The sequence below is a fragment of the Kribbella sp. CCNWLW201 genome (assembly GCF_037203805.1).
Taxonomy (GTDB): Bacteria; Actinomycetota; Actinomycetes; order Propionibacteriales; family Kribbellaceae; genus Kribbella.
Window position 1 is genome coordinate 292131 of the sequence record NZ_JBBCBQ010000006.1, and the last position, 23231, is coordinate 315361.

Genomic DNA, 23231 nt, shown 5'->3' on the forward strand with positions numbered 1-23231 from the left:
ACCCGATGAGCCGCGAGTTTCAGGTCACCTTTGATGCGCACGATCCGCAGGCGCTGTCGACGTTCTGGCGCGACGTCCTGGGGTACGTCCACCCCGGGCCGCCCGGGGTCGAGTTGCCTGAGGGCGCCGATCCGTTGGCCGCGTGGGACGAGTTCCTCGAGAAGATCGGCGTACCGGAGGAGGAGCGCAACACGAGATCAGCCCTCGAGGACCCGGACGGCGACGGCCCGCGGATCTTCTTCCAGCAGGTGCCGGAGGACAAGGTGGCCAAGAACCGCGTCCACCTCGACGTTCGGGCCGCGCCCGGGCTCCAGGGAGACGAGCGGATGGCGGCGCTGGAGGCCGAGTGCGACCGACTCGTCGCGCTGGGAGCCAAGCGGGTACGGCGCTTCGATCCCGCTCCTCCGCTGGAACTCGGCACCATCACGATGACGGATCCCGAAGGCAACGAGTTCTGCCTGGACTAATCGACGCCGAACAGGCCTGCATTCAGGAAGTCGGCGCCGAAGGCGCCTTTACGGTCCGGTCGGACCGCGCGGAGCTCGATCGCGTGCAGCGGGGCGAAGATCTCGGCGAGATCGTCGAGTGAGAACGCCATACCGCCGCTGGTATCGCCGCTGACGACGATCTGGTCGTCGTGCGGCGTCTCCACGCGCCCGGCAGCGAAGGTGACGATGCCGAACCGCTGACCGACCAACGGCAACACCCGCTCGAGATACGTGATGCGCCGGTGTGGCGCGATGTGGTGGAAGCAGCCGGAGTCGTACACCAAGTCGAACGGCCCGGCCGGCAACGGATCCCGCAGTACGTCGATCGCAGTCAACGTCACCGACTCCGGCATGGTCGCCCGCACCTGCTCCAGCAACCCCGACGCCAGATCGATCCCGGTGACCGAGGCGCCGTGCTCCGCAAACCACCTGCCGTTCCGACCGGCACCACACCCGATATCCAGCACCCGAGCCCCATCCAGGCTCCCCAGCAGCCCACGCTCGTGCCAATCCACCAGCACCTCATCCGGCAGTTGCGTAGCCAGCGGATGCCCCGGCGTCGTGAGCAACTCACCCCAAAACTCCGCAGCCGACCCCCGAGCCCGATCCCCACGCTCACTCGCCTCAACAACCCGATCCAACAGCCCCAGCAACTGCTCCACAGTATGAACGCGCCCAACCATCACCGAACCCTATCCAGCGGCCGGCTTACAGAAGATCTAGACGACTGGAAGCAAGACCGGGTGGGAGCCCGGGCCCAGCGACGCGTGACCCGGAGCCGGGCCAGGACGACTGCCCTGGCCCGGCTCACGCGTCAAGCGCCGGTGGACTTCCGCGTCACGCGCTGGTGAGGATGACGAGTTGCTGGGTTGCTCGGGTCATGGCGACGTACCGGTCGACCGCTCCTTCGATGCCCTCGCCGAACGTCTCCGGGTCGATCAGGACGACCAGGTCGAACTCCAACCCCTTCGACAGTTCCGGAGTCAACGATCGGACGCGGGGCGTCGTACCGAGTTCGACGTCCTTGACGCTGATCACGCAGGCGATCCCTTCAGCGTGCTCGGCCAGCCAACTGTCCAAGATCGAGTCCAGGTCCGCGGTCGATCCGTGGACGACGGGGAGGTCGCTGCTGCGGATCGAGGTCGGCACATTGGCGTCCGGGAGCACGGCCCGGATGACTGGCTCGGCTTCCGCCATCACCTCTTCCGGGGTCCGGTAGTTGATGCTCAGCGAGGCCAGGTTGATCCGGTCGAGCCCGACCCGCTCGAGCCGTTCCTGCCACGACTCCGTGAACCCGTGCCGGGCCTGGGCGCGGTCGCCGACGATGGTGAAGCTCCGGGACGGGCAGCGGAGGAGCAACATCTGCCACTCCGCATCGGTGAGCTCCTGCGCCTCGTCCACAACGATGTGCGCGAACGGGCCGGCCAGCAGATCCGGGTCAGCGGTGGGCAGCGCCGTCTCGTCGACCAGAGCCTCCCTCAGGTCCTGCCCGCGCAGCATCGGCACCCAGCCTTCGTTGTCGTCATCGGCCTCGAGAATGTTGTCGATGACATCGGCCATCCGCTCGCGTTCGGCTGCGGCAGCGGCCTTCTGCCGACGCTTCCGCCGGGATGCCTCCGGATCGCCGAGCCGCTGCCGGGCGGCATCCAGAAGCGGCAGGTCCGACACCGTCCAGGCCTGCGGATCCGCTCGCTGCAGCTTCCGAACCTCATCGGGCTCAAGCCAGGGCGCACACATGCGGAGGTACGCCGGTACCGACCAGAGATCTCCGACGAGGTCGGTCGGTTCGATCAGCGGCCACGCCTTGTTGAACGTGGTGACCAGTTCCTCGTTCTGCTGCAGGGATCTGCGCAGCATCTCCTCCGAGACGTCGTCGTCCTCGTACTCGTCGGTGTGCTTGTCAATCAGGATCGTCAGCAGCTCTTCCCAGACCAGATCACGCGCCTCGTTGTGCGGCGTACCGGAGTCTGCTGCTCCGAACGCCTCGGCCCAGTCGGCGGCGCTGAGCCAGATGTCGGACCAGTGGGTCTCGACCGTCATCGGCTTGGTCGGCGGTTCCTCGTACAGCCGAACGGCCGGCTCGATCGCCTTCACCATGTCCGCGGACGACTTCAGCCGGGCCACGTCCGCGTCGGGCTCTTCCGGTGCCGACGGTCCTTCGGGGAGGAGGTCCCGCAGGGTGCAGGTCTGCACACCTTCCTCGCCGAGGCTGGGAAGGACGTCGGAGACGTAGGCCAAGTAGGGCTGGTGCGGCCCAACGAACAGTACGCCGCCCCGACGGTGACCGAGCCGTGGATCGGAGTACAGGAGGTAGGCCGTGCGGTGCAGGGCCACGACCGTCTTGCCCGTACCCGGACCGCCGTCGACCACGAGAGCACCCCGGGAACCCGCGCGGATGATGGCGTCCTGGTCGGCCTGGATCGTGCCGAGCACATCGCGCATCCGGGGCGAGCGGTTGCTGCCCAGGCTTGCGACGAACGCGGACTGGTCATCGAGCGAGGCGGCGTACCCTTCGAGCCCGTCCGGGGTGAACACCTCGTCCCAGTAGTCGCTGATCCGGCCACGCGTCCAGCGGTACCTGCGGCGACTGGCCAGCCCCATCGGGTTGGCGTGGGTCGCGCCGAAGAACGGCTCGGCCGCGGGCGAACGCCAGTCGATCAGGAGCCGACGCCCGCTGCTGTCGGTGAGGCCGAGGCGTCCGACGTACACGGGCTCGGATTCGTCGCCGACCATATGGCCGAGGCACAGGTCCAGGCCGAACCGCCGCAGGGCGCGCAGACGCGAGGTGAGCCGGTGGATCTCCAGATCCCGGTCCAACGCTTCCTGGCCGGTACCGCCTGGCGCCTTGCGGGCGGCATCGAGCCGGTCGGACAGATCGGCGATCGTCTGCTCGAGGCACTCCGCGATCGCGGTGAAATGCTTCTCGTCGTTCGAGATCAGCGCCGGATCTGCCTTGGCGACGAGGTTCTCGGGAAGGTTGAACGCACTGGAATTCATCGGCAGCTCCCTTCAAGCACCAGCTCGGCATCGAGAGCCTGCAACTGCACGGCTAGCGCGATCAGCGGTTCGACGTCCCCGCGCGACTCATACGTCGACAACAACACACGCACTACAGGACCCCCAAGTCCCTTGGTTTCTGGCTACAGCCGAGGATTCTGCGCCACAAACCGGGGCTTGCCGCAAGCCCACCCATGCGCTATAAGTTAAGAGTGGAAAGGGAGTATCACTCTCTTTCCCTTTTCTTTTGCCCGCTGGACCGCGCTCCGCGGCCGTCCAGGATGTACGACGGACCGCGCACTCGCCGTACCGAAAGACCGGCGCTATCGGGGAGTCAGGACGCAGAACTCGTTGCCGTCGGGGTCGGCCATCACGACCCAGCTGACGTCGCCCTGGCCGATGTCGATGCGGGTTGCGCCGAGGGAGACGAGTCGGTCGACCTCCGCTTGCTGATCGCCGTCGGCCGGGGGAGCAAGGTCGAAATGCAGCCGGTTCTTCCCCGGCTTCGGGCCCACCGGGGGACCGCCCCAGGTGATCTTCGGGCCGCCGTGCGGTGACTGGATCGCGGTCTCCTGGTCCTGGTCCCAGACCAGCGGCCAGTCCAGCGCCTTGCTCCAGAAGTACCCGACCTCCTGGGTCCCGTCACTCGCCAGCGCCCCGACGAATCCGCAGTCGGCGAGGAAGTTGTTGCCCGGCTCGATCACGCAGAACTCGTTGCCTTCGGGATCGGCGAGTACGACGTGTCCCTCTTCGGGGAGTTGGCCGACGTCGATGTGCCGGGCGCCGAGCTCGAGCGCTCTCGCCACCGTCTGCTGCTGATCCTCGAGGGACGTGCTGGTCAGATCGAAGTGCATCTGGTTCGCCACGATCTTCTGCTCCTGGCTCGGCACGAACCGGACCCGGAACCCGGTCTCGTCGTTCGGCAGCAGGGTGATGCCGTCGTGGTGGTCCTCGGCCGTCTCCCAACCCAGGAAGCCGGCCCAGAAGCGGGCGAGATCGTGCGGGTCGTTCGCGTCGAAAGTGAGCGCAAAGAGTCGAGATGTCATGCCGCTCCGATCTGCTTCTCACAGCCTGCCCATGAGGAAACCAACGCTAGGCCGCTCGGACCCCGCGACGCACCCGAATTTCAGGCGACGACGAGGATGGAGCCATGAACCGATGGCAGGAACGCTTCCCGAAGCTCTTCGCCCGCTCAGCCTTCGAGTGGGGCGGTGTCGCATCCGGCGACCTCGACATCCAATTCTCTTTGGAGCTCCCGCCCGACGAGCTGGTCAGCAACGTGAAAGTCATCGGACGGACCGCCGGGGGAGTCGTGGTCTGCGAAAGCATAGCCACGGCTCACGTCTGAGAGGCTGTCGTGTTATCGCGGCCTAGCGGTCAGTGCCAGGTTTGCGGTGGGTCCTGACCATGACGAAGGTGACCAGAGCGAGTAGCAGAATCGAGACGGGCGCCCACAGCGCTCGTTCGGCCGTGCTTTGCGTGATCAGGTTGAGTACGACGGCGATCCCGGCGTACACCATCGTGAACCAGGCCAGCACAGTCGTGACGCGGACTGGGAGCCGCCGCCCGAGCGGGCCACGTCCGACCCTGCTGAGGATCGCGCCCGCCATCACGATAGACAGCACGCAAGACACGGCAGCCACGATGCGCCCAGACGCGGAGAGAGTGCCGCTCGTCCCGCCGCCTTGTGTGTACTCGCCCCACGGAGCCCCAAGGACGAGAGCCGCATGGAAGGCGGCGATGATGCAGAACAACACAGCAGCCGTCCAGGCCACACCGACCGGAACGGAACGAGGAGCGCCCGCCAGGGACAAGCCGCCGTCGTCCGGAGCCGTTCGGCGGGTGGTACGGAACGCGGTCATGTCGGCCTCCTGACGGTAGACGTTCGATCCCGTCACTGCCAGCCTGCCGCCTGCAGGTCGCTCAGATCAGGGACGAACGTCCCCCTCCAGATGGCCATCAGCCCTCACTCGCAAGCGCCGGCCCGTCGTGCGGCCAGGTCTCGGAGTGGCTTCAACTCACAGAGTCATCACCTTTGGCGCCGGCCTCGAGCACGGCGAGGTCGCGTACGGCGTAGCGGTGGTGCTCGGCCTCCTCCTTGAGGATCACCTTGAGGCAGCGGCGTACGACGTACTCCTGCTCGGGATACGGATCCGCCGGCTTGCGACCGCAGACCCGATCCAGCTCGGCCTCGGTGAGCCCGTCGACGACACGCCGCATGGTGGCCATCCGGGCGAACCGCGCCGCGAGCACCTCGTCGAGCGTCGGGGTGGCGTCGAGGGTGAGCCCGAGCTTCGCCGACTCTTCGGCAGGCATCCCGCCGGCCGTGTAGCCCAACGGGTGGTACGGCGCTTCTTCCTCGAGTACGGCGTTGCCGAGCCACGCATCGCTGGCGAACAGCAGATGCCGGTGAGTTTCGACGAACGACCACTCGTCGTTGACCCGCTCGTGCAAAGTGGCCTCGGGCAACATCCTGGCGCGCTTGAGCGTCTCCTCCCACAGCGCCTCGATCGCATCCCAAGCAGCCCGATAGTCGTCGGGCGAGGCGGCGTCACGCGCCAGTACCCGGGTGGGGTGCTGGCGGTCGAGCTCGGCCTCGACATAAGCGGTCACGTCGACGTCGTTGACGACGACCCGCTCGAAGTCACCACCGAGGTAGACGTCGCTCCCATAGCAGTCGACGATCTTGAGACCGCTGACCTCGCAATCACGGATCTCCAAGCCGGCAAGCTCGCACAGGTGGATGCGCCCACCACGAAACTGGTCACTCTCGACATATTCAGCAGCCATCGACGTAGTCTCCCTCACCCACCCGCGCCCACGCCACCACGGTCGCCCTCACGGCGTGATGGGATCAACAAGTACCACCCTGCGATCCGGGCATACGGCAACCATGTCGTCACACGGGAGGCCTCAACGCATGACTACGCCACCACCATCGCCATCCGGAGCCAACGGATCAGCCGTGCAGATCGGCGCTCTCGTACCGCTCAGTCGGCCCGGCTGGGTCGAGGCGGGCCAACACCTGCTCGCTGGCCTCGAGTTGGCCGTTCGCGACGTCAATGACGCCGGCGGGATCGGTGGACGACCACTCGAACTGGTGGTCCGAGACACCGCGGCTGATCAACAGAGGGCCGTGGTGGCCGTCGATGAATTGGCTGGCCTGGGCGTTGCAGCGCTGGCGGGGGAGTACCACAGCGTTGTCGCTCGTGCCGCTGCCGCCAGGGCAGACGCCCTCGGCCTGCCGTACCTGTGTTCGTCAGCGGTTCTCGACACACTTACCGAACAGCCCACGGACTGGGTAGCGCGCCTGTCTCCACCGCAGTCCCGCGGCTGGCAGGTCTATGCAGACTTCCTCCTCAGCGCGGGTCACAGCCGAATCGCCGTAGCAACCCAGCCGAGTATCTACTGGGCCGCTGGGACTCGCATCCTGCGGGACTACCTCGCGCCACGCGGCGGTACCGTCATCGAACTCGACCTGAGCACGCTCGCACCTGCAGCCGTCTGCGATCAGATTGTCGACAATCGCACGACAGCCCTCCTTCTCCTGGTCGGCCACCCGGAGCCGGCAGTGTCGATCGTCAAGTCAGTCCGCCGCGACCAGCGCCTCGCCGAGATCCTGATCGGCGCTCCGGCCGGGCAACCGGAGTTCGCGGAATGGGCGACGTTGCTGGGCGACGACGGCGCCGCGATCCCGTTCTTGCGCTACCTGCCCGAGCGCCTCACCCCGCTCGGTGCACGAGTCGAGACCGCCCTCCGCGAACTGCTGCCCGACGCGCCGTCTTTCGTCGCCTTCGAGGGCTACGACACGATCGCCGTCCTTGCCGCCGTACTGCGTTCTCACGGCACGGACCGTGCACACGTCGCCTGGTCACGCGTAGTAGTCGAAGGCACCCGCGGCCAGATCCAGTTCGCCCGCACACCAGGCATCACCGTCTGGCAATGGCCTTCGACACCAATCCAAGTAGTCGACCGAGATCCAGCGCACCCCGAACGCTTCCGGATCCTCCACGCCAGCTGACAGACCTGGTTGTGTCAGTCGTTCGGGCTAGATGTCGAGAACTCGAAGACGGCTCCGTCTCTGCTGTGAAGGCGGCCCACAGGGGGCGCGCGCCAAGGCGAGGAGTGAGCAACGATGGCGACATCTCCGACTGGACGAGGCATGAGTGAGCTCATGGGTATCGCGCGGTTCACGTTCCACGAAGGCAAGGTCGACGACTTCAAGCGCCTTGCCGATGAGTGCATGGAGATCGTGCGAACCAAGGACACCGGGACCTTGCAGTACGACATCTACTTCAGCGTCGACGAGACCGAGGCGATCGTCATCGAGCGCTACCGAGACCTCTCAAGCGCTCGTCGACACCTCACGAACATCGGCGAGGACCTGATGACGGCCGTCGGCGCCACCGGATCGGTCCACGGCGAACTCCTGGGGGAGCCGAGCGCAGAACTGAGGGCGAACCTGGAAAGTGGCCCGGTCCGCCTCTTCACCCCATTCCTCACTGCATAGAAAGTCTGGCGCCATGCGAAAATTGATCGTCCAGCAATGGGTTACCGTCGACAACATCGCCGCGGAAGAGGACGGCGGGCTCAGCTTCGTATCAGGGGAGCCATTTTCCGAGAAAACCAACCCTGCGTTCAAGGAAAGCCTGATGGGATTCATCGACGCGGTCGACACGATGATTCTCGGCGCGAACACCTATGCCCAGTCCAAGGACTACTGGCCGTACGCCGAGGAGCAGGGCGAGTACGGCGAGAAGCTCAACAACCTCACCAAGTTCGTCGTCTCCTCGAAGCTGGATGACGCTCCCTGGGGCGACTTTCCCGCCGCGACGGTGACGCGCGACCCTGTCTCCACCATCCGGGAGCTCAAGGAGCAGAGCGGCAAGGACATCTGGCTGTGGGGGAGCCTGAAGCTCATGCACTCCCTGCTGGCCGCCGACGTTGTCGACGAAATCCGGATGCTGGTCTGTCCGGCATCACGCGGCAAGGGAACACGCATTTTCGAGGATCAGCAAGAACTGAAACTACTCGAGGGCACTTCATTCGAAAACGGCATAGTACTTATGCGCTACGAGATCAAGAATTAGGCCGCACTATCGACGGCAACGGCGGTGGGACCGGGGGAGCACCTGCCGGTCAGTTTGGGTAGCGCTTCTTTGCGAAGAGGAAGCCGTAATGCAGGCTCGACAGCACGTGGATCTTTGCTGTTGGATCGGGTGGTTTGATCAGTCGCACCGATGGTGCGAACCTGCCGACAGAAGGAGCGCTCGGTGCCGACGACCGATTTCGACGAGTTCGCTGAGGCGTACGCCGCGGACAACGAGGTCAATCTGCTCAACGGCTACTACGAACGGCCGGCGATGCTGAGCCTTGCCGGGTGCTGAAGGCGGGCGGACGCCTCATTCTGTCGGCGAACCACCCGATCCTCTACACGGCATTGAAACCTGACGGCGAGTACTTCGACGTCGCCGAGTTCTCCTATGACGCCGAGCACGCCGGCCGCACGGTCGTCTACACGAACTGGCACCGGCCGCTGCAGGCGGTGTCCGACGCCTTCACGGCCGCAGGTTTCCGAATCTCGGTCATCAGCGAGCCACCGATGGCCCCGGACACGCCGACCGAACTGCGTCCGCAGGAGCTGAAGCACCCAGCGAGGTCCATCAGCTTCATCTTCTTCGTCCTCGAGGCGTGCTGACAGCACCAGTCACACCTACTCGAACCCCCATGCTGCTTGCGCCGATAAGCGACATTATGTCAACTTGTACGCTCCGTGCATCAGATGAGGCCCTGATCCACTACCCCGGCGGCGACGACGAAACCACTGTTGACCTGCGACGCTCCGCGGCTACCAGTCCGCACTGCGCGCGTTCACCAGCTACATCAGCAACCACGCCTCAGGCAGGATCGACCGTTTTCACCATGACGCAGTTCTTCAGACCTTTGGGCCGGTCGTAGGTGAAGCCGAGCCGCTCGTAGAGTCGACGGGTGCCGTTGTAGAGGAACGACGACGACATCTTCTTGGTCTGGTTGGTCAGGTCGTGTGGATAGCTTTCCACCCGCCCGCCGCCGGCCTGCGCGATCAGGTCGAGTGCCCCGGTGATCGCCAGCTCCGTCATGCCCTGTCGCCGGTGGCGCTTGTCGACGAAGACGCAGGTGATTCGGTAGTCGGGATCCGCGGTCTTGGTGGCGTCGTACTCCTTGCGGTGGTGGAGGGTGGGCAACTCGACCGGCGTGCCGTACTCAGCCCAAGCGATGGCCTCGTCGCCGTCCATCACCAGTGCTGCGTGCGCCTTGCCCTGCTCGACGTAGGCCCTTTTCAGAGCTCGGTTGGCCTCGGCGCCCTGGCCGCGCTCGGGCCCGTCAGGATGGAACCAGATGCACCAGCAACCCCCGAAGATGCCGTTGTGCCGCTGCACCAGCGCATCGAAGGCCGACCAGGTCTCGGGGCTGAGAGGCGCGATGGTGCACGACGACTCCGTAACCATGCCGCACCTTATCCCGTTGGACCCGCACGGAAACAGAAGTCGCGGGCCCGCGGGTCAACCGAGTTCCTTCTTCGCAGCGGACACGTCGACGCACACGATTCCCTTGTTGCCGTCCTGGTCGGCGATCACGGTGAGCGAGGGCGCGTTGCTGTCATCGACGACGGTCCCGCCCGCGGCGAGGGCCGCGGCGATCCGTTGGTCGGCCGCCTCGGGCGCCACATAGACCTCGATGTGGAACCGCTGAGGCGGGGTCTCGTCTTCGTCGGCATCCCCGAACCACAGGTTCGGTACCCGGCCCGTGGCGTCCCGGATCTCGTCGCTGGGGGTCCCCCGGCCCTGGGCCTCGGCGCTTCCGGTCAGCAGGGCGGCCCACACCGGGGCGATGGTCGCGGAGCGTGCCGTGTCGAGGCCGAGCTCGATGTCGCTGACCGAGGCCGGGTCGGCGGCGACCTTGTGGTCGACGGCGATCTCGGTGATCCGTCGCGCCAGGTCGACGTCCTGCTGGGTCACCCATTCGACGACGTGTTCCGTGCCCTCGTCGTCGCGGTAGATGGCGTCGTCGCTGACCAACTTGAGGTCGACGTACCCCTTGCCGATCGATACGCGCGGGTGGTGGCCGAGCGTGTCGCCCGCCTCGCCCACCGCGGCGACGAACCGTACGCCGGTGCCGAAGTCGTCGACCAGGTAGCGGGCATGCAGTCCCTGGGCCAGCTTGCGCCAGTCGGTCAGGTTGGCCTCGGCGATCTGTTCGCCCCTCAGCATGTCCATAGACGGGGACCCTACTCCTGATTCAGCAGCGGTGGCGCAATGAACGACCGATCAGCGCCACTCCCCTACGGCATATGTTTGGTTGAACGCGACTGCCGACGGGCTCGACCAGGCGCGCGTAGATGTTCCTTCAGGTTACTTTGAGGATGATGTCCTTCAGTTCCATCAGGGTTTTGATTCGATAGGTGGCCTGGGAAAAGTTCTGTGTTTTTGTGAAGTCGCTGTGGACAATGGCGCAGTCAATGCCGGCCGCCACGGCTGAGGTCAGCCCTCTGAGTGAGTCCTCTACGACCAGTGTGTCTTCTTCGGTGGCTCCGAAGCGCTTCAGGCCGGTCAGGTACGGTTCCGGGTGCGGCTTGCTGAGCTTGTAGTCCTCGCGAACAAGGACGAACTCCATGAACTGTCTGACCTGGCGCTTCTCGTGGATAAGGTCGAAATCCACCCGTTTTGCCGTCGTCACGATGGCCATGCGGACGTATTGTGACAGTTCGGCGAGGGTGTCGACGACGCCCTCGATCTCAATGGCTTCTTTTCTAAGATATTCCTGATAATAGTCATCGCGAACTTCGCGCTGCCTGCTGATGGTCTGTTCGTCGATACCTGCTGCCCTGGCTTGGGCCCAAGTGCCCAATCCCTGGTTCATGTCCCGGAGGTATTGATCCTTGTCCAACGTCAAGCCAATGTCCGCCAGTGCGCGCTCCCCAGCTTTGTAATACCAGGGTTCGGTATCCACCAGAACGCCATCATGATCGAAGAGTATGTACTTTTTCACTCCCTTGATCCCTTCCTGGGAGAGACGGCAGCAGCACAACGCTAGTCGCTCCCCCGCCGCGTCGCTGGGCTACTCCCTTCGGCGGCAGGACGCGCCCTTGTGAAGCCAGTCACAAATGGTCAGGTGTGGATGGAATGCTGGGAGGATCGCAGCATGGCCAGCGACGGTGCACGGCAGTCGGTGTGACCGATGGTGCCCATTCGCGAGTGGCTGGACAGGACGACCGAGACGTGGACGCCGCCGACTGCCCGTGATCTGGCCGGTCCTTACCGCTTCCTTTTCTGGCTTACGCGATCGCAGTCACGACGTGTCGCGTTGGGTGCGGCGCTGGGCACCTGCTGGACGGTCGGCCTGGCAGTGCCGCCATGGGTGCTGTCCCGTGCGGTTGACGAAGGACTTGTCGCAGGCGATACCGCTGCCCTGGTCGGGTGGGCTTTGGTATTGCTGGCCGTCAGCGTGCTGAACGCGCTGTTGGGGATCGGTCGGCATCGAACGATGACCAAGATCCGGATGGACGCATCGTTCCGCTCGGTCCGGGCGACGGTCTGGCACACCTCCCGCTTGGGTGCCTCTTTGGCGCGGCGCGTGAGCGCTGGAGAAGTGGTGACAGTCGGCATCACCGACGTGTACACAGTTGCGCAGGCGCTGACTGTCACCGGTCCTGGCGTTGGCGCGGTCATCGCCTACGCCGTCGTTGCAGTCGTCCTGTTCGCCATGTCGCCGTTGCTGGCCGCGGTGGTCCTCGCTGGTGTTCCGCTGCTTGCTGTCGCAGTCGGTCCGTTCTTGCACCGCATTGAACGCACGGGCGGCGAGTACCGCGTGCACCAGGGACGGTTGACGACCCGACTGGTCGACGTGCTGGCCGGGCTTCGCGTGCTCAATGGCCTCGGCGGGAAGACGGTCGTCGCCGAGCGGTACGGAGAGCAGTCGCAGAGACTGGTGAGACGCGGCTACCGGGTCGCCGGACCGGCCAGTTGGGTTGGCGCATTGGCGACTGGTTTGCCAGCCCTGTTCCTCGCCGCAGTGGTCTGGTTGTCGGCGCGGATGGCTGCCACCGGGGACATCACGATCGGTGAAGTTGTCGCCGTCTACGGGTACGTCGCCGTGCTGGTGGTCCCGGTGTCGTTCTTCATCGAGGGTGCTGGTGACATCGCTCGTGCTCGGGTAGCCGGTCAGCGAATCATCGACCTGCTCAACCTGCCGGTCGCTCGCCACAACGACCACGATGCGATGATCCCCAGCGGCCATGGCCCGTTGGTCGACCCTGAGTCGGGAGTGATCGTTCGTCCCGGCCTTTTGACAGCGTTGGTCGCTGCCCGGCCGGCCGAGGCGATCACGGTGATCGAGCGGCTTGGGCAACTGAGCACTGATTCTGACCCGGGTGTGACGTGGGCCGGCGTACGGATCGATGATGTCGCCCGCGAGGAGTTCAGGCGCCGGTTGGTTGTCGCCGACAACGATGCCGAGGTGTTCGCCGGCACAGTTCGTGAGATCGTCGCGGGACGCTTGGAGCCTGACGACAGCCGGATTCGTGCGGCTCTCCACGTCGCCGTGGCCGAGGATGTTGTGGAGGCGTTGCCCGGCGGTCTGGACGCGGCGATCGCCGCCGGCGGGAGTGATCTGTCCGGTGGCCAACGGCAACGGATCCGACTCGCCCGCGCTGTCTATGCGACACCCGACGTACTGCTCGGCATCGACCCGACCTCAGCAGTCGACGCGAACACCGAATCGGCCATGATCGACCGGATCCGCGAAGCCAGGCGCGACACGACAACTGTGATCACGACGACGTCGCCACTCGTGCTGGCCCGCGCTGACGAGGTCATCGTCCTGGTCGACGGCAAGGCGTCATCAGTCGGGACACACGCGGAACTTCTGCGCAGCGATCCCTGCTATCGCGACCTGGTGTCCCGCGCCCAGGACGGCATCGACGACGATCGGACGGCCGATGAGTAAGCAGCTGCCGGTCGCGGGTCGTGCCGAAGTCCGGGCAGCGGCGTTCCGTGACTTGGGGGCAGACCGTCGTGCTGTGGTTGGGATCATCCTGGTCAACGGGCTTGCCGCCGCGGCGGGTTTGATAGGTCCGTGGCTGCTCGGCCGAATCATCGACACGATCCAAGCCGGCTCCGGTGACGTGCTCAGTGCGGTGGACCGTCTCGCCTTCGGTGCCCTGCTGTTCACCGTCGTACAGACAGTGCTGGCGTGGTGGGCGCTCAAGATCGGCTATCGGTTCGGCGAGCGCACCGCCGCGCGTGTTCGAGAACGATTCCTCGGGCGGACCCTGGCTCTGCCCCCGCGAGTGGCGGACCATCTTCCGGCCGGCGATCTGATCGCTCGCGGAAGCACCGACGCGCCCCTGGTGGCGTTCACCTTGCGATCTGCTGTGCCCGAGATTCTCGTGGCCATCGTCCACGCTCTCTTCCTCATCGTCGCGGTGCTCGTCTTGGACCCGCGGCTCGGACTCTGCGGACTCGTCTGCTTGATCGGCGTCGGAGCGGCGATCCGCTGGTACCTGCGACGTGCGCGGCCGGCGTACTTGGCAGCTGCAGCAGCTGGTGCAGACCTGGCCGACGTCGTCGCCAGCACCGCCAAAGGCGCCCGCACGATCGAACTGCTCGGATTGGAACGCCGCCGGACGGAGGTCACAGAGGCCGCCATCTCTCGGGCCCGGTCCGCGCGCCTCGAGACGCTGTGGCTGCGAACGGTCCTGTTCCCGTGGTCAGAAATCTCGCTGGCTCTCCCAGTGGTGGGAGTCCTTCTGGTCGGCGGCGCCCTGTACGCCAATGATCTGGTCAGCCTCGGAGTCGTAGTGACCGCAACGGTGTACCTACGCCAACTCGTCGGCCCGCTCGACACCCTGATGCTCTGGATCGAACAACTACAAGGCGCCGGAGCCTCCTACGCCCGCGTCGAAGGCCTGGCGGACATCTCCACGGCGGAGCCGCAGGAGACCCCGTCGGCGCAGAACGACGGCGACCACGGTGACCGTATCCGAGTCAGCAACGCGCACTACAGCTACACGGGCGCTCGGGACGTGCTTCACGGTATCGACCTGCTGGTGCAGCCCGGAGAACGCTTGGCCATCGTCGGCACCTCCGGAGCTGGAAAATCAACCCTCGCGCGTCTTCTCGCCGGTCTCGACCGCCCGCACACCGGGTCAGTGACCATTGGTGGTACTCCGGTTGCTGAGCTGCCGCCCGACGAACTGCGCGAGCACGTCGTTCTGATCACCCAAGATCATCACGTCTTCCACGACACCGTGCGCGACAACCTGCTGATCGCGAAACCCCACGCAACGGACGAGGAGTTGTACGACGCGCTGGACGCCGTCGGGGCCGGGTGGTGGAACGACCTACCACACGGGCTCGACACCGAGATCGGCTACGACACCACCCTCGACGACGCCAGCGCCCAGCAACTCTCGCTGGCCCGAGTCGTCCTCGCCGATCCCCACACCCTGATCCTGGACGAAGCCACCGCACTCCTCGACCCCAAGACAGCACGACAAACGGAGCAATCGCTAGCCGCCGTACTCCGGGGCCGCACCGTGATCGCGATCGCCCATCGCCTGCAGACAGCGCACGACGCGGACAGAATCGCCGTCATGGAAGCCGGTGAACTCATCGAACTCGGCACCCACGACGAACTCGTCAGCGCAGGCCGCGTCTACGGCCAACTCTGGCAAACCTGGCACGCAGAACCGCAGAACCCCAAGGCCGACGAGGAGTAGCCGGCCCCCAACGCCTGAGCGAGAGTCTTTACGACAGGCGCGGTACGACGTGTGTCGCGAACGACTCGAGTTGGCGAGCGGACTCCCCCACGGGCCACAGGTCGACGCGGTGGCATCCTGCTTCTGCGTAGCGTGACAGGAGGTCCGCGCAGTGGCCGGCGGGGCCGATGCACACCCGGTCGCGCAGTTCGTCGACGTCGCGTTTCAGCAGCGGAGCCAGGACGTCGCGAAGCACGTGATCGCGCTCGGTCCGGTCCTCTGTCACCCAGGTCCACATGGTCACGAGCGCGTTCGGGAACCCGTCCGCGATGCGGCCCCGCCGTACCAGTTCTCCGGCCAGCCGCTCTCGTCCTGCTGCGAACTGATCAGGCGTCGTGTTGTACGCCGACGCGAGCCAGCCGTCGGCCAAGCGCGCGACCCTGCGGAGCCCCGCCGGCGATCCCCAGCTCCCGATCCACACCGGAATGTCGCGTGCCGGAGACGGCAGCAGTTCGTCGTCAGGCATCGCGTACCAGCGCGTTTCCTGCGGAGCCGGCGCCCGGCCCAACAACGCACGGAGGATCGCCACCGCCTCCTCGAAGTGACTCCATCGGTCCTCGAACGGTACGCCGACGGCGTCATAGTCACGCCGGGACGAACCGGGACCCAGGCCGGCGATGAGCCGCCCACCCGACAGGACGTCCAATGCGACAAGGGCTTTGGCGAGCGGCACCGGCCCGCGCAACGCGACCAGGGAGATCGTCGTCGCCAAGGTCAGGTCGCCAGAACGCTCCAGCACCGCGGCGAGCGCTGTCGGTCCGTCGAGCCAGGGCGTGGAGAACACGAAGTGGTCGTTCGCCGACACCGTCGTGAAGCCGCCCGCGCGCGCCGCATCCACGGTCGCCTGGAGCCGACCGAGAGACAGCCCCTCACCACCGAACTCCATCAGAGGCAGATGAACCCCGAGCTCCACTCAACCTCCCCCCACCTGTCCAGTATGGGATCGGTGCCGGCTCAGTTGGAGGGCGGCGGCGATGGGGAATGTTGCTCAGCCCGGGCGACGCGTTCCTCGAGGGCCCGGATGCGGTCGTAGAGATCGACCAGGGTCACACCGTCTGCCACGACGCCGGGCCGCTGCCAATGCCTCCGGACGAAGTCTTCCCTGGTCTCTTGTGACAACTGCTGGAATCCGGTCGGCGCAGCGGCGTGCGGTGCCGGCATGACGTCGCCGCGTCCCACCGAGGCCTTTTGCAGCTTCACCACGAGAATCGCACCGAGCACGATCACCACAAGAGCGGCGACCGGTATGAGCATCGCCAAAGTGGACGACATGAGCACCCCCGGGTCCCTGACAGTGGGTCGACCCTACCGTTACGGCGCTAGTCGAGCGCGTCGGCCAGTGCTTCGGCGATCATTCGGTGGCCTTGTTGTTCGAAGGGGACGTCGTGGACTTGGTAGGCCCAGACTGCGGTGCCGATTGCTTCGCGGAGACGGTTTCGGTGCCAGGCGCCGGGTTCGCGTGGATCGGCGCCGTACCCCCGCAGGAATGCTGATTCGAGTGCCGGATTCTGCCGGAACTGCTGCGCCGCCAGGCGTCCGAAGTCTGTCAGGGCCGGCCGGAGATCGGCGCGGCCGAAGTCGATCACGCTGACGGTTCCCTGGTGGATCAGCCAGTTCCGGGGCTGCCAGTCGCCGTGCGTCGGTACCAGCGTCACCGCGGGTGTCGGCCAGGATTCGACTTCCGCGCGCAGACGCTCGGTCAACTCAGGTGCAATTCGGTGCGGCTTGCCGAGCGCCTTGAGCGTCTTCCTCTTCTCGCGGGCCTCGAATTCTCGATCCGGCACTGACAATTGCGCGTGGAATTGCGCCAACAACTCACCGCCTTGGAAGTAGACATCAGGCAGCAGTTCGTATTCGCCGTCCTCCACCAACTCCCCCGGCAGATAACGCGTCAGGAGCAGTTTCGCCTCGGCGTCAGCCTGGACGAGTTGCGCTGCTCTCCCCCGCTTCGTCCAGGGTTCGAGCCACTCGTTGTGGGCGCGCAACTCACGCGTGATGTGGTCAGCCGAGTCGCCGGCCTTCGCGACGTACTGCGTCCCGTCGTGCATCAGCTCGAGCACGGTGGTGCCCACGAGTCCCCAGCTGTGGTCCTTCACGACCTCGGCGCCGGGTAGCCAGTCCTGCAGCAGGCGCCGCTGACGCTCGTCGATCACGCCGCGAATCATAGTGGAGGGAAAGTTGCCACAAAAGCTGGACGTAATTCACAGCTGGGCTTATCCTGGCCGAATGCAGAATTCACAAAAGAATGCATCTCTACCAATTAACTTATCACCGGAAAATGCGCGGCGCAAGTCGATGATCGGCGACCGGCCGGTTGAGCGCATCGGCTTCGGGACGAAGCGGCTGGCCGGCAGCACCGGTGACTACGCCCAGGAGCGTGCGATCGCTCTGCTGCGCCGGGCGGTGGAGCTCGGCGTCAACCACATCGACACCGCCGGCTTCTACCCGTCGATCGGCGGACCCAGGCTTTCCCTCGAGTTCACCAATCTCGGCTGGGCGAACGACGTGGTCCGCCGCGCGCTGGCGCCGTACCCGGAGGATCTGGTGATCGCGACGAAGGTCGGGCCGACCGAGGCCGGGCTGGCGTCGCCGGATCAGCTGCCGGGGCTCGTCGAGGAGGACCTGCGCGCGCTCGGACGCGATGTCCTCGACGTCGTGTACCTCCGCCAGCAAGGCCTTGAGTCGATCGCGGAGCACTTCGGGGTCCTGGCCGAGCTGCGGGACAAGGGGCTGATCCGGCATCTGGGGCTGTCCAACGTTCGGATGCACCACATCGCGCAGGCGCAGGCGATCGCGCCGATTGTCGCGGTGCAGAACAGGTACGGCGTTGGGTTCGGTCGCGTCAACGACGAGCTGGTGGGCTTCTGCGGTGAGCAAGGGATGGCGTTCGTGCCGTTCTTCGCAGTCACCGGCGCTGGTCGTGAGGCGGGTGGGGTTGCCGCGGACGAAGCGGTGGTCGCGATCGCCCGTGAGCACGAGGCGACACCCGCTCAGATCCGCATCGCCTGGACGCTGAGCCGAGGCGACCACGTCCTCGCCATCCCGGGCACCGGCAGCCCCGACCACCTGACAGAGAACGTCGCAGCCGGCCACATCCACCTCTCCCCCGAACAACTCGCCGTACTCAACAACCTGAGGGACGACTAACTGCGTCGTCAGGTCAGTTGTAGTAGCGGCGGACGCTGGAGCCGATTCGGGTGACGTCGGTGCCGTAGATGTGGAGGGAGATGGCGGTGGTGTCGGTGGTGTTGTGGACGCGGTGGATGTCGCCGGGTGGGGCGAAGCCGCTGACGTCGCCAGTCTGGTTGTCGCTCGAGCCGATCAGCCGGAGGTCGGCGTCGTACAGATCCTCGTGTTCGACGCCTTGGAGTACGCCGAACACGCACCAGGTCACGTGGTCGTGGATGCGGGTGATCTGACCGGGTCGCCAGACAAGACCGATGATCGAGAACGACCCGTCGGGCTCGACGTGCAGTACGTGGCTGCCGTAGCTGTCCGGTGAGCCGTCGCGCTGCTCCGGGGTCAGTACGTCGGGGCCCGGTAGGTGCAGGCGGAGCTGCTCGGCGACGAGGTCTGCGGTGTCGGACCAGTTGGCGTGCTGGTTGACGGCGGTGCGCACGCCCTCGGTCAACGCGGTCAGGGGGTGAATCAGTGTGGTTGTCATGCTTCGAGGGTGCGCGCGCTCGACCCATAGCGTCTAATGTCAATTTTCATGCTCATTGATAGATAGAGTTGATACATGCTGGACGTCGCCCGCCTGCGCGTGATCGAGGCCGTCGCCCGCCACGGCTCCGTCACCGCGGCGGCCAAGGAGCTGCACTACTCGCAGCCGTCCGTCACCCACCACCTGGCCCGGCTCGAAGCCGAAACCGGTGCGCAACTGATCCAACGCGTCGGCCGTGGCATCCGCCTCACTCAGGCCGGCCAACTGCTCGCCGACCGGGCCGCCGAGATCCTCGGCCGGATCGACGCCGTCGACGCCGAGCTCGCCGCCCACGTCGGTCTGACCGCAGGCCGCGTACGCCTGGCCGGCTTCTCATCGGCCATCGGATCGCTCATCCCGCGCGCCGTCGCCGCGCTGGCGGAGACCCATCCGGGCCTGCAGATCGGTCTGACCGACATGCATCCACCCGAGGCGCTCGAGCTCCTCCGCACCGGCAAGATCGATGTCGCCGTCGTCTTCCGGTACGACGAGACCGAGCCCGAACCAGCCGGCGTACGCCTGCATCACCTGCTCGACGACCCGCTGTACCTGCTGTCTGCGGGCCAAGGGCAACGACTTGCCGACCTGCGCGACGCGACCTGGATCGCGGGCTGCGATCGGTGTCGCAGTCACCTGTTGTCGCTCTGCGCCGAGGAGGGGTACGAGCCGCAGATCGGCTATATCTCCGACGACATGGTCGTCATGCAGACGCTGGTCGCCGCGGGACTCGGCGTCACGACGATGCCAGGTCTGGCCCTGCGTGCCCACCGGTCGGACGGTATCGTCGCGACCGAGTTGCCGGGGTCGCGCCGGCACGTCTATGCGGCGACGTACGGCGAACCACCCGATCCGCCCGCCACTGCAGCCCTCCTGGCAGCCCTCGCTCAGGCGAGCACAGACAGCGCAGATCCGGGAACCGCTTGAGCGGTGGCTCCAGTAGCCTGCTCGGATGGGGATGCATTGGACGCTGGGGTGTGATGCCGACGATCCGCAGAAGTTGGCCGCGTTCTGGGCTGACGCACTCGGCTATGTGAAGGAACCCGGGTACGACGACCCGGACGGTGCGTCGATCGTGGATCCGGACGGCAAGGGGCCGGCGATCGGGTTTCTCCGCGTCCCCGAGAAGAAGACGTCGAAGAACAGGATGCACATCGATATCCGGGTCGCTGGTGAAGCGCCGTGGGACATGACTGTGCGGGAGCAACTGATCCGGGCGAAGGCTGCCGAACTGGAGTCGGCCGGCGCGACGAAAGTGCGCGAGGACTACTACGGCGAACCACTCGGTCACATCGTCATGCTCGACCCCGAGGGCAATGAGTTCTGCGTTGCCTGACACGACTCTTCGAGCTGTCCTCTTCGATCTGGACGGAACTCTGGTCGACCAGCAGTCCGCAGCCGCCGCCGCGGTTTCGGTCGCTGCATGAGCTGGGCGGTTGCTGACCCGTCCGGACATAGGATCGCGGCATGGGACTGCGACTTGTTCAGGTGAATTTCAAGGCTCGGGATGACGCGGCGCTCGGCCAGTTCTGGGCCGACGCCCTCGGCTGGGGTGTTTCGAGCGAGGGCCCCAGCGTGACCAACGTCGAGCCCGTGGGTTTCGACTGGCCGGACCCCACCGCCGTGTGCGTCGATGTCGTCACCGTCCCGGACCCCGAAACGGTGAAGTACCGCGTGCACCTCGAGCTCGCCACCACCTCGGCGGCCCATCACGCCGAATTGGTGCAGCGCCTGAAGGAGCTCGGTGCGACGACCGCCGACGTGGGCCAAGGCGACGTCCCGTGGACGGTCATGGCCGACCCGGAGGGCAACATGTTCTCCGTCTTGGAGCCTCGGGAGATCTACCGGGACACCGGGCCGATCGCCGCGGTCGTGGTCGACTGCGCGGACCCGCGGGCGATGGCCCAGTTCTGGGGCGAGGCGATCGACTGGACCCTGCACGAGGTGACCGACGATCGTGCACTGCTGCGCTCCGCCAAGGGTGTCGGTCCGTACCTGGAGTTCGTCCGCGCGTCCCGCCAGAAGCCAAGCCGCGTCCATCTCGACGTGCTGCCGTACCCCGGTGACGACCAGGCGGCGGAGGTCGACCGCCTGCGTGCTCTGGGCGCCACCGACGCCGACGTCGGTCAGGGCGATGTGCCGTGGAACATCCTCGCCGACCCGGAGGGCAACGACTTCTGCGTCCTCGCCCTGCGCTGACGCTTCAGGAGCTCTCGATGGTGTCCTCGCCGGTCAGTGGGTTGTAGACGTACACCTCCAAGCCGGCGCGTGGATCCCGCGCGTGCACGGTGTGGAACATCGGCGACGACGGTCCACCGAGGTCGACGACGGTCGCTCCGGCACCCAGGACGCCGCGGACGAGCGCGCTCGGTGCCGTCAGGTCGATGCGGGTGATCACGCCCGGCGTCACCCACACTGGCTTCTCCCCCACCATGCCGGACAGCTGATGATGCAGATGACCGCAGAGGACGGCCTGTACGTCGGTCCCGGCGATCACGTCACCGAGCGCCGCAGGTTCCTGCAGTACGACGGACGTCATGTACGGAACCGCGTCCACAGAGATCGGCGGATGATGCAGTACGACGAGTGATCCGGCCGGCGCCGGTGTGGCCAACTCAGCCGCCAGCCAGTCCAGCTGGTCGCGGCCAAGCACTCCATGGGTCTCGCCGGGGACCAGGCTGTCGAGGGTGATCACGCGCAGCCCGTTCACGATGCTCACCGCCGCGATCACCTCGGCGATCTCCGTGCGCCGCCCGATCGGTGAACCGTCCGGACCGAGATGGCCCCAGCCGAGTGCGGCCTCGAATCCTTCCCGGCGATCGTGGTTCCCGGTGCTGTAGATGTGCGGGATCCCTCGCTCCGCAGCGAACGCGCCGACGGCCGATCGGACCGCTGAGCAGCCCTCCTTGGAGCCGTCGTCGGCGATGTCACCGCTGACGATCACCAGATCCAGCGATGTTACGTGGCGAACGTCGTACAGCAGCTGTTGCAGAGAGGCGACGCCGTCGACGCCGTCCTCGTCCGGGCCGGTGCGACTGACATGGGTGTCGGACAGATGCAGAACACGGTGCACGAGCTGGCTCCTCGACATCGTTGCCTCGGGCACCCAGGCGGTCGATGCCCTGCTGTCACTCCCCGGTGGTGTGCACCCACCCTCGCCAGTCGTGTGCGACCAGCCTACCGGTGCCCCGGGTGGCAGAGGCCCAGGGCACCGGAGCCGGCTAGATCTTGCCGGTGCCCGCACCCCCGGTGACGAGCGACTTCACGTTCTCCGCGGCGTCGACGACGTACGAGTACGGGATCGCGGCGACGCTGGCCGAGTTGCGGGAGGCCGGCGTACCGGAGTTGGCGAGCCAGTTGTTGAGGAGCTTCACGTTGCCTTGCGGCGAGTCACCGGTCTGGGTGACGACCGTGCTGCCGACGTTCTCGAAGTAGTTCCGCTCCACGTAGACGCCCGCGTTGCAGGTCGACGCGACGCCGTATCCGCTGTTGCCTCGGTAGTAGTTGTTGACGACGTGCACCGGGTTGCCGAACCGGACCCGCGGGTGCCGCTGCGTGGTCCCGTCGAACCAGTTGGCGTAGTAGGTCACCCGCAGCTTGCCGATGTCCTCGCCGCCGTTGTCGTCGCTGTGGCCGATCAGCCCGACCTTGTCGTGGTTGAAGAACTTGTTCCACGACACGGTCACGTAGTCCGACGCCCGCTTGACGTCGACGGCGCCGTCGTACCCGTTGCTGAAGTTGTTGTGGTCGACCCAGACGCGGGTCGAGTACTGGACGTTGATCGCGTCGTCACCCCAGTCCCGGAAGTTGAGGTTCCGGATGATGACGTTGCTGACGCTGGCGACGTTGAGCCCGCCGCCGGTGATCGTGGCGCCGCTGCCGACGCCGATGATCGTCTTGTTGGCCGCGACCTTGTTCATGCCGGACAGGTTGATCGTGCCGGAGACCCGGATCACCCGGGAACCGCTGGCCTGCATGTTGCTGATCAGGGCCGACGCGGTGGTGACGGTCACCGGAGACGCGCTGCCGCCGCCGGTGGTGCCACCACCCTGAGTGGCCCAACCCTGCAGCGCGAAGGTGGACGCCGACGCCTTGGGCAGCGACTCGGGTACGGCGACCGCGGACACCACGGCCGTCGCGGCGACAGTCAGCGCGGTGGCCGCCGCCAGGTACGGCAACCGTCGCCGACGGGACTTGGCGATCAGACGCGTTGGGGACGCGAAGAAGGACATGAAGAACCTCCGATTGG

At 66.1% G+C, this 23231-nt stretch carries 26 protein-coding genes and 1 riboswitch; of the genes, 12 read left to right on the forward strand and 14 right to left on the reverse strand.

Annotated features, from left to right (window positions below):
- Positions 1-5 precede the first annotated feature (5 nt).
- The gene (locus V9K99_RS25475) at positions 6-467 is read left to right on the forward strand and encodes a VOC family protein (RefSeq protein ID WP_337004566.1); all 462 of its coding nucleotides are present in this window, start codon (positions 6-8) and stop codon (positions 465-467) included.
- On the opposite strand, the gene V9K99_RS25480 is transcribed toward V9K99_RS25475, so the two are convergent.
- The 3 genes from V9K99_RS25480 to V9K99_RS25490 form a co-directional block, all read right to left on the reverse strand.
- On the reverse strand, positions 464-1171 hold the full coding sequence (locus V9K99_RS25480; protein WP_337004568.1) for a class I SAM-dependent methyltransferase: 708 nt from the start codon (positions 1169-1171) through the stop codon (positions 464-466). The genes V9K99_RS25475 and V9K99_RS25480 overlap by 4 nt on opposite strands.
- 154 nt (positions 1172-1325) lie before the next feature.
- Positions 1326-3485 (reverse strand): RNA polymerase recycling motor ATPase HelR, encoded by a 2160-nt coding sequence (gene helR / locus V9K99_RS25485; RefSeq protein ID WP_337004570.1) that lies wholly within the window; start codon positions 3483-3485, stop codon positions 1326-1328.
- A 323-nt stretch (positions 3486-3808) separates the two neighbouring features.
- Positions 3809-4531: a VOC family protein gene (locus V9K99_RS25490; protein ID WP_337004572.1), complete on the reverse strand. Its 723-nt coding sequence runs from the start codon at positions 4529-4531 to the stop codon at positions 3809-3811.
- 104 nt (positions 4532-4635) lie between these two features.
- On the opposite strand from V9K99_RS25490, the gene V9K99_RS25495 reads away from it, so the two are divergent.
- Positions 4636-4833 (forward strand): hypothetical protein, encoded by a 198-nt coding sequence (locus tag V9K99_RS25495; protein WP_337004574.1) that lies wholly within the window; start codon positions 4636-4638, stop codon positions 4831-4833.
- A 22-nt stretch (positions 4834-4855) separates the two neighbouring features.
- On the opposite strand, the gene V9K99_RS25500 is transcribed toward V9K99_RS25495, so the two are convergent.
- On the reverse strand, positions 4856-5347 hold the full coding sequence (locus tag V9K99_RS25500; protein ID WP_337004576.1) for a hypothetical protein: 492 nt from the start codon (positions 5345-5347) through the stop codon (positions 4856-4858).
- A gap of 151 nt (positions 5348-5498) precedes the next feature.
- Positions 5499-6275: a DinB family protein gene (locus V9K99_RS25505; protein WP_337004578.1), complete on the reverse strand. Its 777-nt coding sequence runs from the start codon at positions 6273-6275 to the stop codon at positions 5499-5501.
- 130 nt (positions 6276-6405) lie between these two features.
- Here V9K99_RS25505 and V9K99_RS25510 point away from each other — a divergent pair, with 130 nt between their 5' ends.
- The 4 genes from V9K99_RS25510 (at position 6406) to V9K99_RS25525 (ending at position 9183) form a co-directional block, all read left to right on the forward strand.
- A complete protein-coding gene (locus V9K99_RS25510; RefSeq protein ID WP_337004580.1) occupies positions 6406-7506 on the forward strand; it encodes an ABC transporter substrate-binding protein in 1101 nt (366 codons plus the stop codon).
- Between the two features lie 141 nt (positions 7507-7647).
- Positions 7648-7995, forward strand: coding sequence for a putative quinol monooxygenase (locus tag V9K99_RS25515; RefSeq protein ID WP_337004582.1), 348 nt, complete (start codon positions 7648-7650; stop codon positions 7993-7995).
- A 13-nt stretch (positions 7996-8008) separates the two neighbouring features.
- Entirely contained in the window at positions 8009-8575 is a 567-nt protein-coding gene (locus V9K99_RS25520) for a dihydrofolate reductase family protein (RefSeq protein ID WP_337004584.1), read from the forward strand.
- A gap of 290 nt (positions 8576-8865) precedes the next feature.
- Positions 8866-9183, forward strand: coding sequence for a hypothetical protein (locus tag V9K99_RS25525; protein WP_337004586.1), 318 nt, complete (start codon positions 8866-8868; stop codon positions 9181-9183).
- 199 nt (positions 9184-9382) lie between these two features.
- On the opposite strand, the gene V9K99_RS25530 is transcribed toward V9K99_RS25525, so the two are convergent.
- The 3 genes from V9K99_RS25530 to V9K99_RS25540 all read right to left on the reverse strand — a co-directional run bounded on the left by V9K99_RS25530 (position 9383) and on the right by V9K99_RS25540 (position 11513).
- Positions 9383-9973 carry a GNAT family N-acetyltransferase gene (locus tag V9K99_RS25530; protein WP_337004588.1) on the reverse strand — a complete coding sequence of 197 codons (591 nt, stop codon included), beginning with the start codon at positions 9971-9973 and terminating at the stop codon, positions 9383-9385.
- 54 nt (positions 9974-10027) lie between these two features.
- Entirely contained in the window at positions 10028-10741 is a 714-nt protein-coding gene (locus V9K99_RS25535; RefSeq protein WP_337004590.1) for a VOC family protein, read from the reverse strand.
- Between the two features lie 130 nt (positions 10742-10871).
- Positions 10872-11513: an HAD family hydrolase gene (locus tag V9K99_RS25540; protein WP_337004592.1), complete on the reverse strand. Its 642-nt coding sequence runs from the start codon at positions 11511-11513 to the stop codon at positions 10872-10874.
- 189 nt (positions 11514-11702) lie between these two features.
- On the opposite strand from V9K99_RS25540, the gene V9K99_RS25545 reads away from it, so the two are divergent.
- Together V9K99_RS25545 and V9K99_RS25550 are read left to right on the forward strand one after the other, a co-directional pair.
- The gene (locus V9K99_RS25545) at positions 11703-13469 is read left to right on the forward strand and encodes an ABC transporter ATP-binding protein (protein ID WP_337004594.1); all 1767 of its coding nucleotides are present in this window, start codon (positions 11703-11705) and stop codon (positions 13467-13469) included.
- Complete coding sequence (locus V9K99_RS25550) at positions 13462-15243, forward strand: ABC transporter ATP-binding protein (RefSeq protein WP_337004596.1); 1782 nt, start codon at positions 13462-13464, stop codon at positions 15241-15243. Before V9K99_RS25545 ends, V9K99_RS25550 begins: the two co-directional genes overlap by 8 nt.
- A gap of 28 nt (positions 15244-15271) precedes the next feature.
- On the opposite strand, the gene V9K99_RS25555 is transcribed toward V9K99_RS25550, so the two are convergent.
- From V9K99_RS25555 to V9K99_RS25565, 3 genes are read right to left on the reverse strand one after another with little or no spacing between them, the layout of a single operon-like run.
- Positions 15272-16195 carry an LLM class flavin-dependent oxidoreductase gene (locus tag V9K99_RS25555; RefSeq protein WP_337004598.1) on the reverse strand — a complete coding sequence of 308 codons (924 nt, stop codon included), beginning with the start codon at positions 16193-16195 and terminating at the stop codon, positions 15272-15274.
- Positions 16196-16236: 41 nt separating this feature from the next.
- A complete protein-coding gene (locus V9K99_RS25560; RefSeq protein WP_337004600.1) occupies positions 16237-16554 on the reverse strand; it encodes a hypothetical protein in 318 nt (105 codons plus the stop codon).
- A gap of 47 nt (positions 16555-16601) precedes the next feature.
- Positions 16602-17435, reverse strand: a complete 834-nt coding sequence (locus V9K99_RS25565; RefSeq protein WP_337004602.1) for a phosphotransferase family protein — start codon at positions 17433-17435, stop codon at positions 16602-16604.
- A gap of 142 nt (positions 17436-17577) precedes the next feature.
- Here V9K99_RS25565 and V9K99_RS25570 point away from each other — a divergent pair, with 142 nt between their 5' ends.
- Complete coding sequence (locus tag V9K99_RS25570) at positions 17578-18429, forward strand: aldo/keto reductase (RefSeq protein WP_337004604.1); 852 nt, start codon at positions 17578-17580, stop codon at positions 18427-18429.
- Positions 18430-18442: 13 nt separating this feature from the next.
- Here V9K99_RS25570 and V9K99_RS25575 read toward each other — a convergent pair whose 3' ends face one another.
- Positions 18443-18946: a cysteine dioxygenase family protein gene (locus V9K99_RS25575; RefSeq protein ID WP_337004606.1), complete on the reverse strand. Its 504-nt coding sequence runs from the start codon at positions 18944-18946 to the stop codon at positions 18443-18445.
- Between the two features lie 75 nt (positions 18947-19021).
- Between V9K99_RS25575 and V9K99_RS25580 the strand changes: the two genes are divergently transcribed.
- From V9K99_RS25580 to V9K99_RS25590, 3 genes are all read left to right on the forward strand, one after another.
- Positions 19022-19909 carry a LysR family transcriptional regulator gene (locus V9K99_RS25580; protein WP_337004608.1) on the forward strand — a complete coding sequence of 296 codons (888 nt, stop codon included), beginning with the start codon at positions 19022-19024 and terminating at the stop codon, positions 19907-19909.
- Positions 19910-19934: 25 nt separating this feature from the next.
- On the forward strand, positions 19935-20318 hold the full coding sequence (locus tag V9K99_RS25585) for a VOC family protein (protein ID WP_337004610.1): 384 nt from the start codon (positions 19935-19937) through the stop codon (positions 20316-20318).
- A 131-nt stretch (positions 20319-20449) separates the two neighbouring features.
- Positions 20450-21181, forward strand: coding sequence for a VOC family protein (locus V9K99_RS25590; RefSeq protein WP_337004612.1), 732 nt, complete (start codon positions 20450-20452; stop codon positions 21179-21181).
- A gap of 4 nt (positions 21182-21185) precedes the next feature.
- On the opposite strand, the gene V9K99_RS25595 is transcribed toward V9K99_RS25590, so the two are convergent.
- Both V9K99_RS25595 and V9K99_RS25600 read right to left on the reverse strand, forming a co-directional pair.
- Complete coding sequence (locus tag V9K99_RS25595; RefSeq protein WP_337004614.1) at positions 21186-22055, reverse strand: metallophosphoesterase; 870 nt, start codon at positions 22053-22055, stop codon at positions 21186-21188.
- A gap of 24 nt (positions 22056-22079) precedes the next feature.
- A riboswitch (ZMP/ZTP riboswitch) is annotated at positions 22080-22158 on the reverse strand.
- A 45-nt stretch (positions 22159-22203) separates the two neighbouring features.
- On the reverse strand, positions 22204-23214 hold the full coding sequence (locus tag V9K99_RS25600) for a pectate lyase family protein (protein WP_337004616.1): 1011 nt from the start codon (positions 23212-23214) through the stop codon (positions 22204-22206).
- Positions 23215-23231 lie beyond the last annotated feature (17 nt).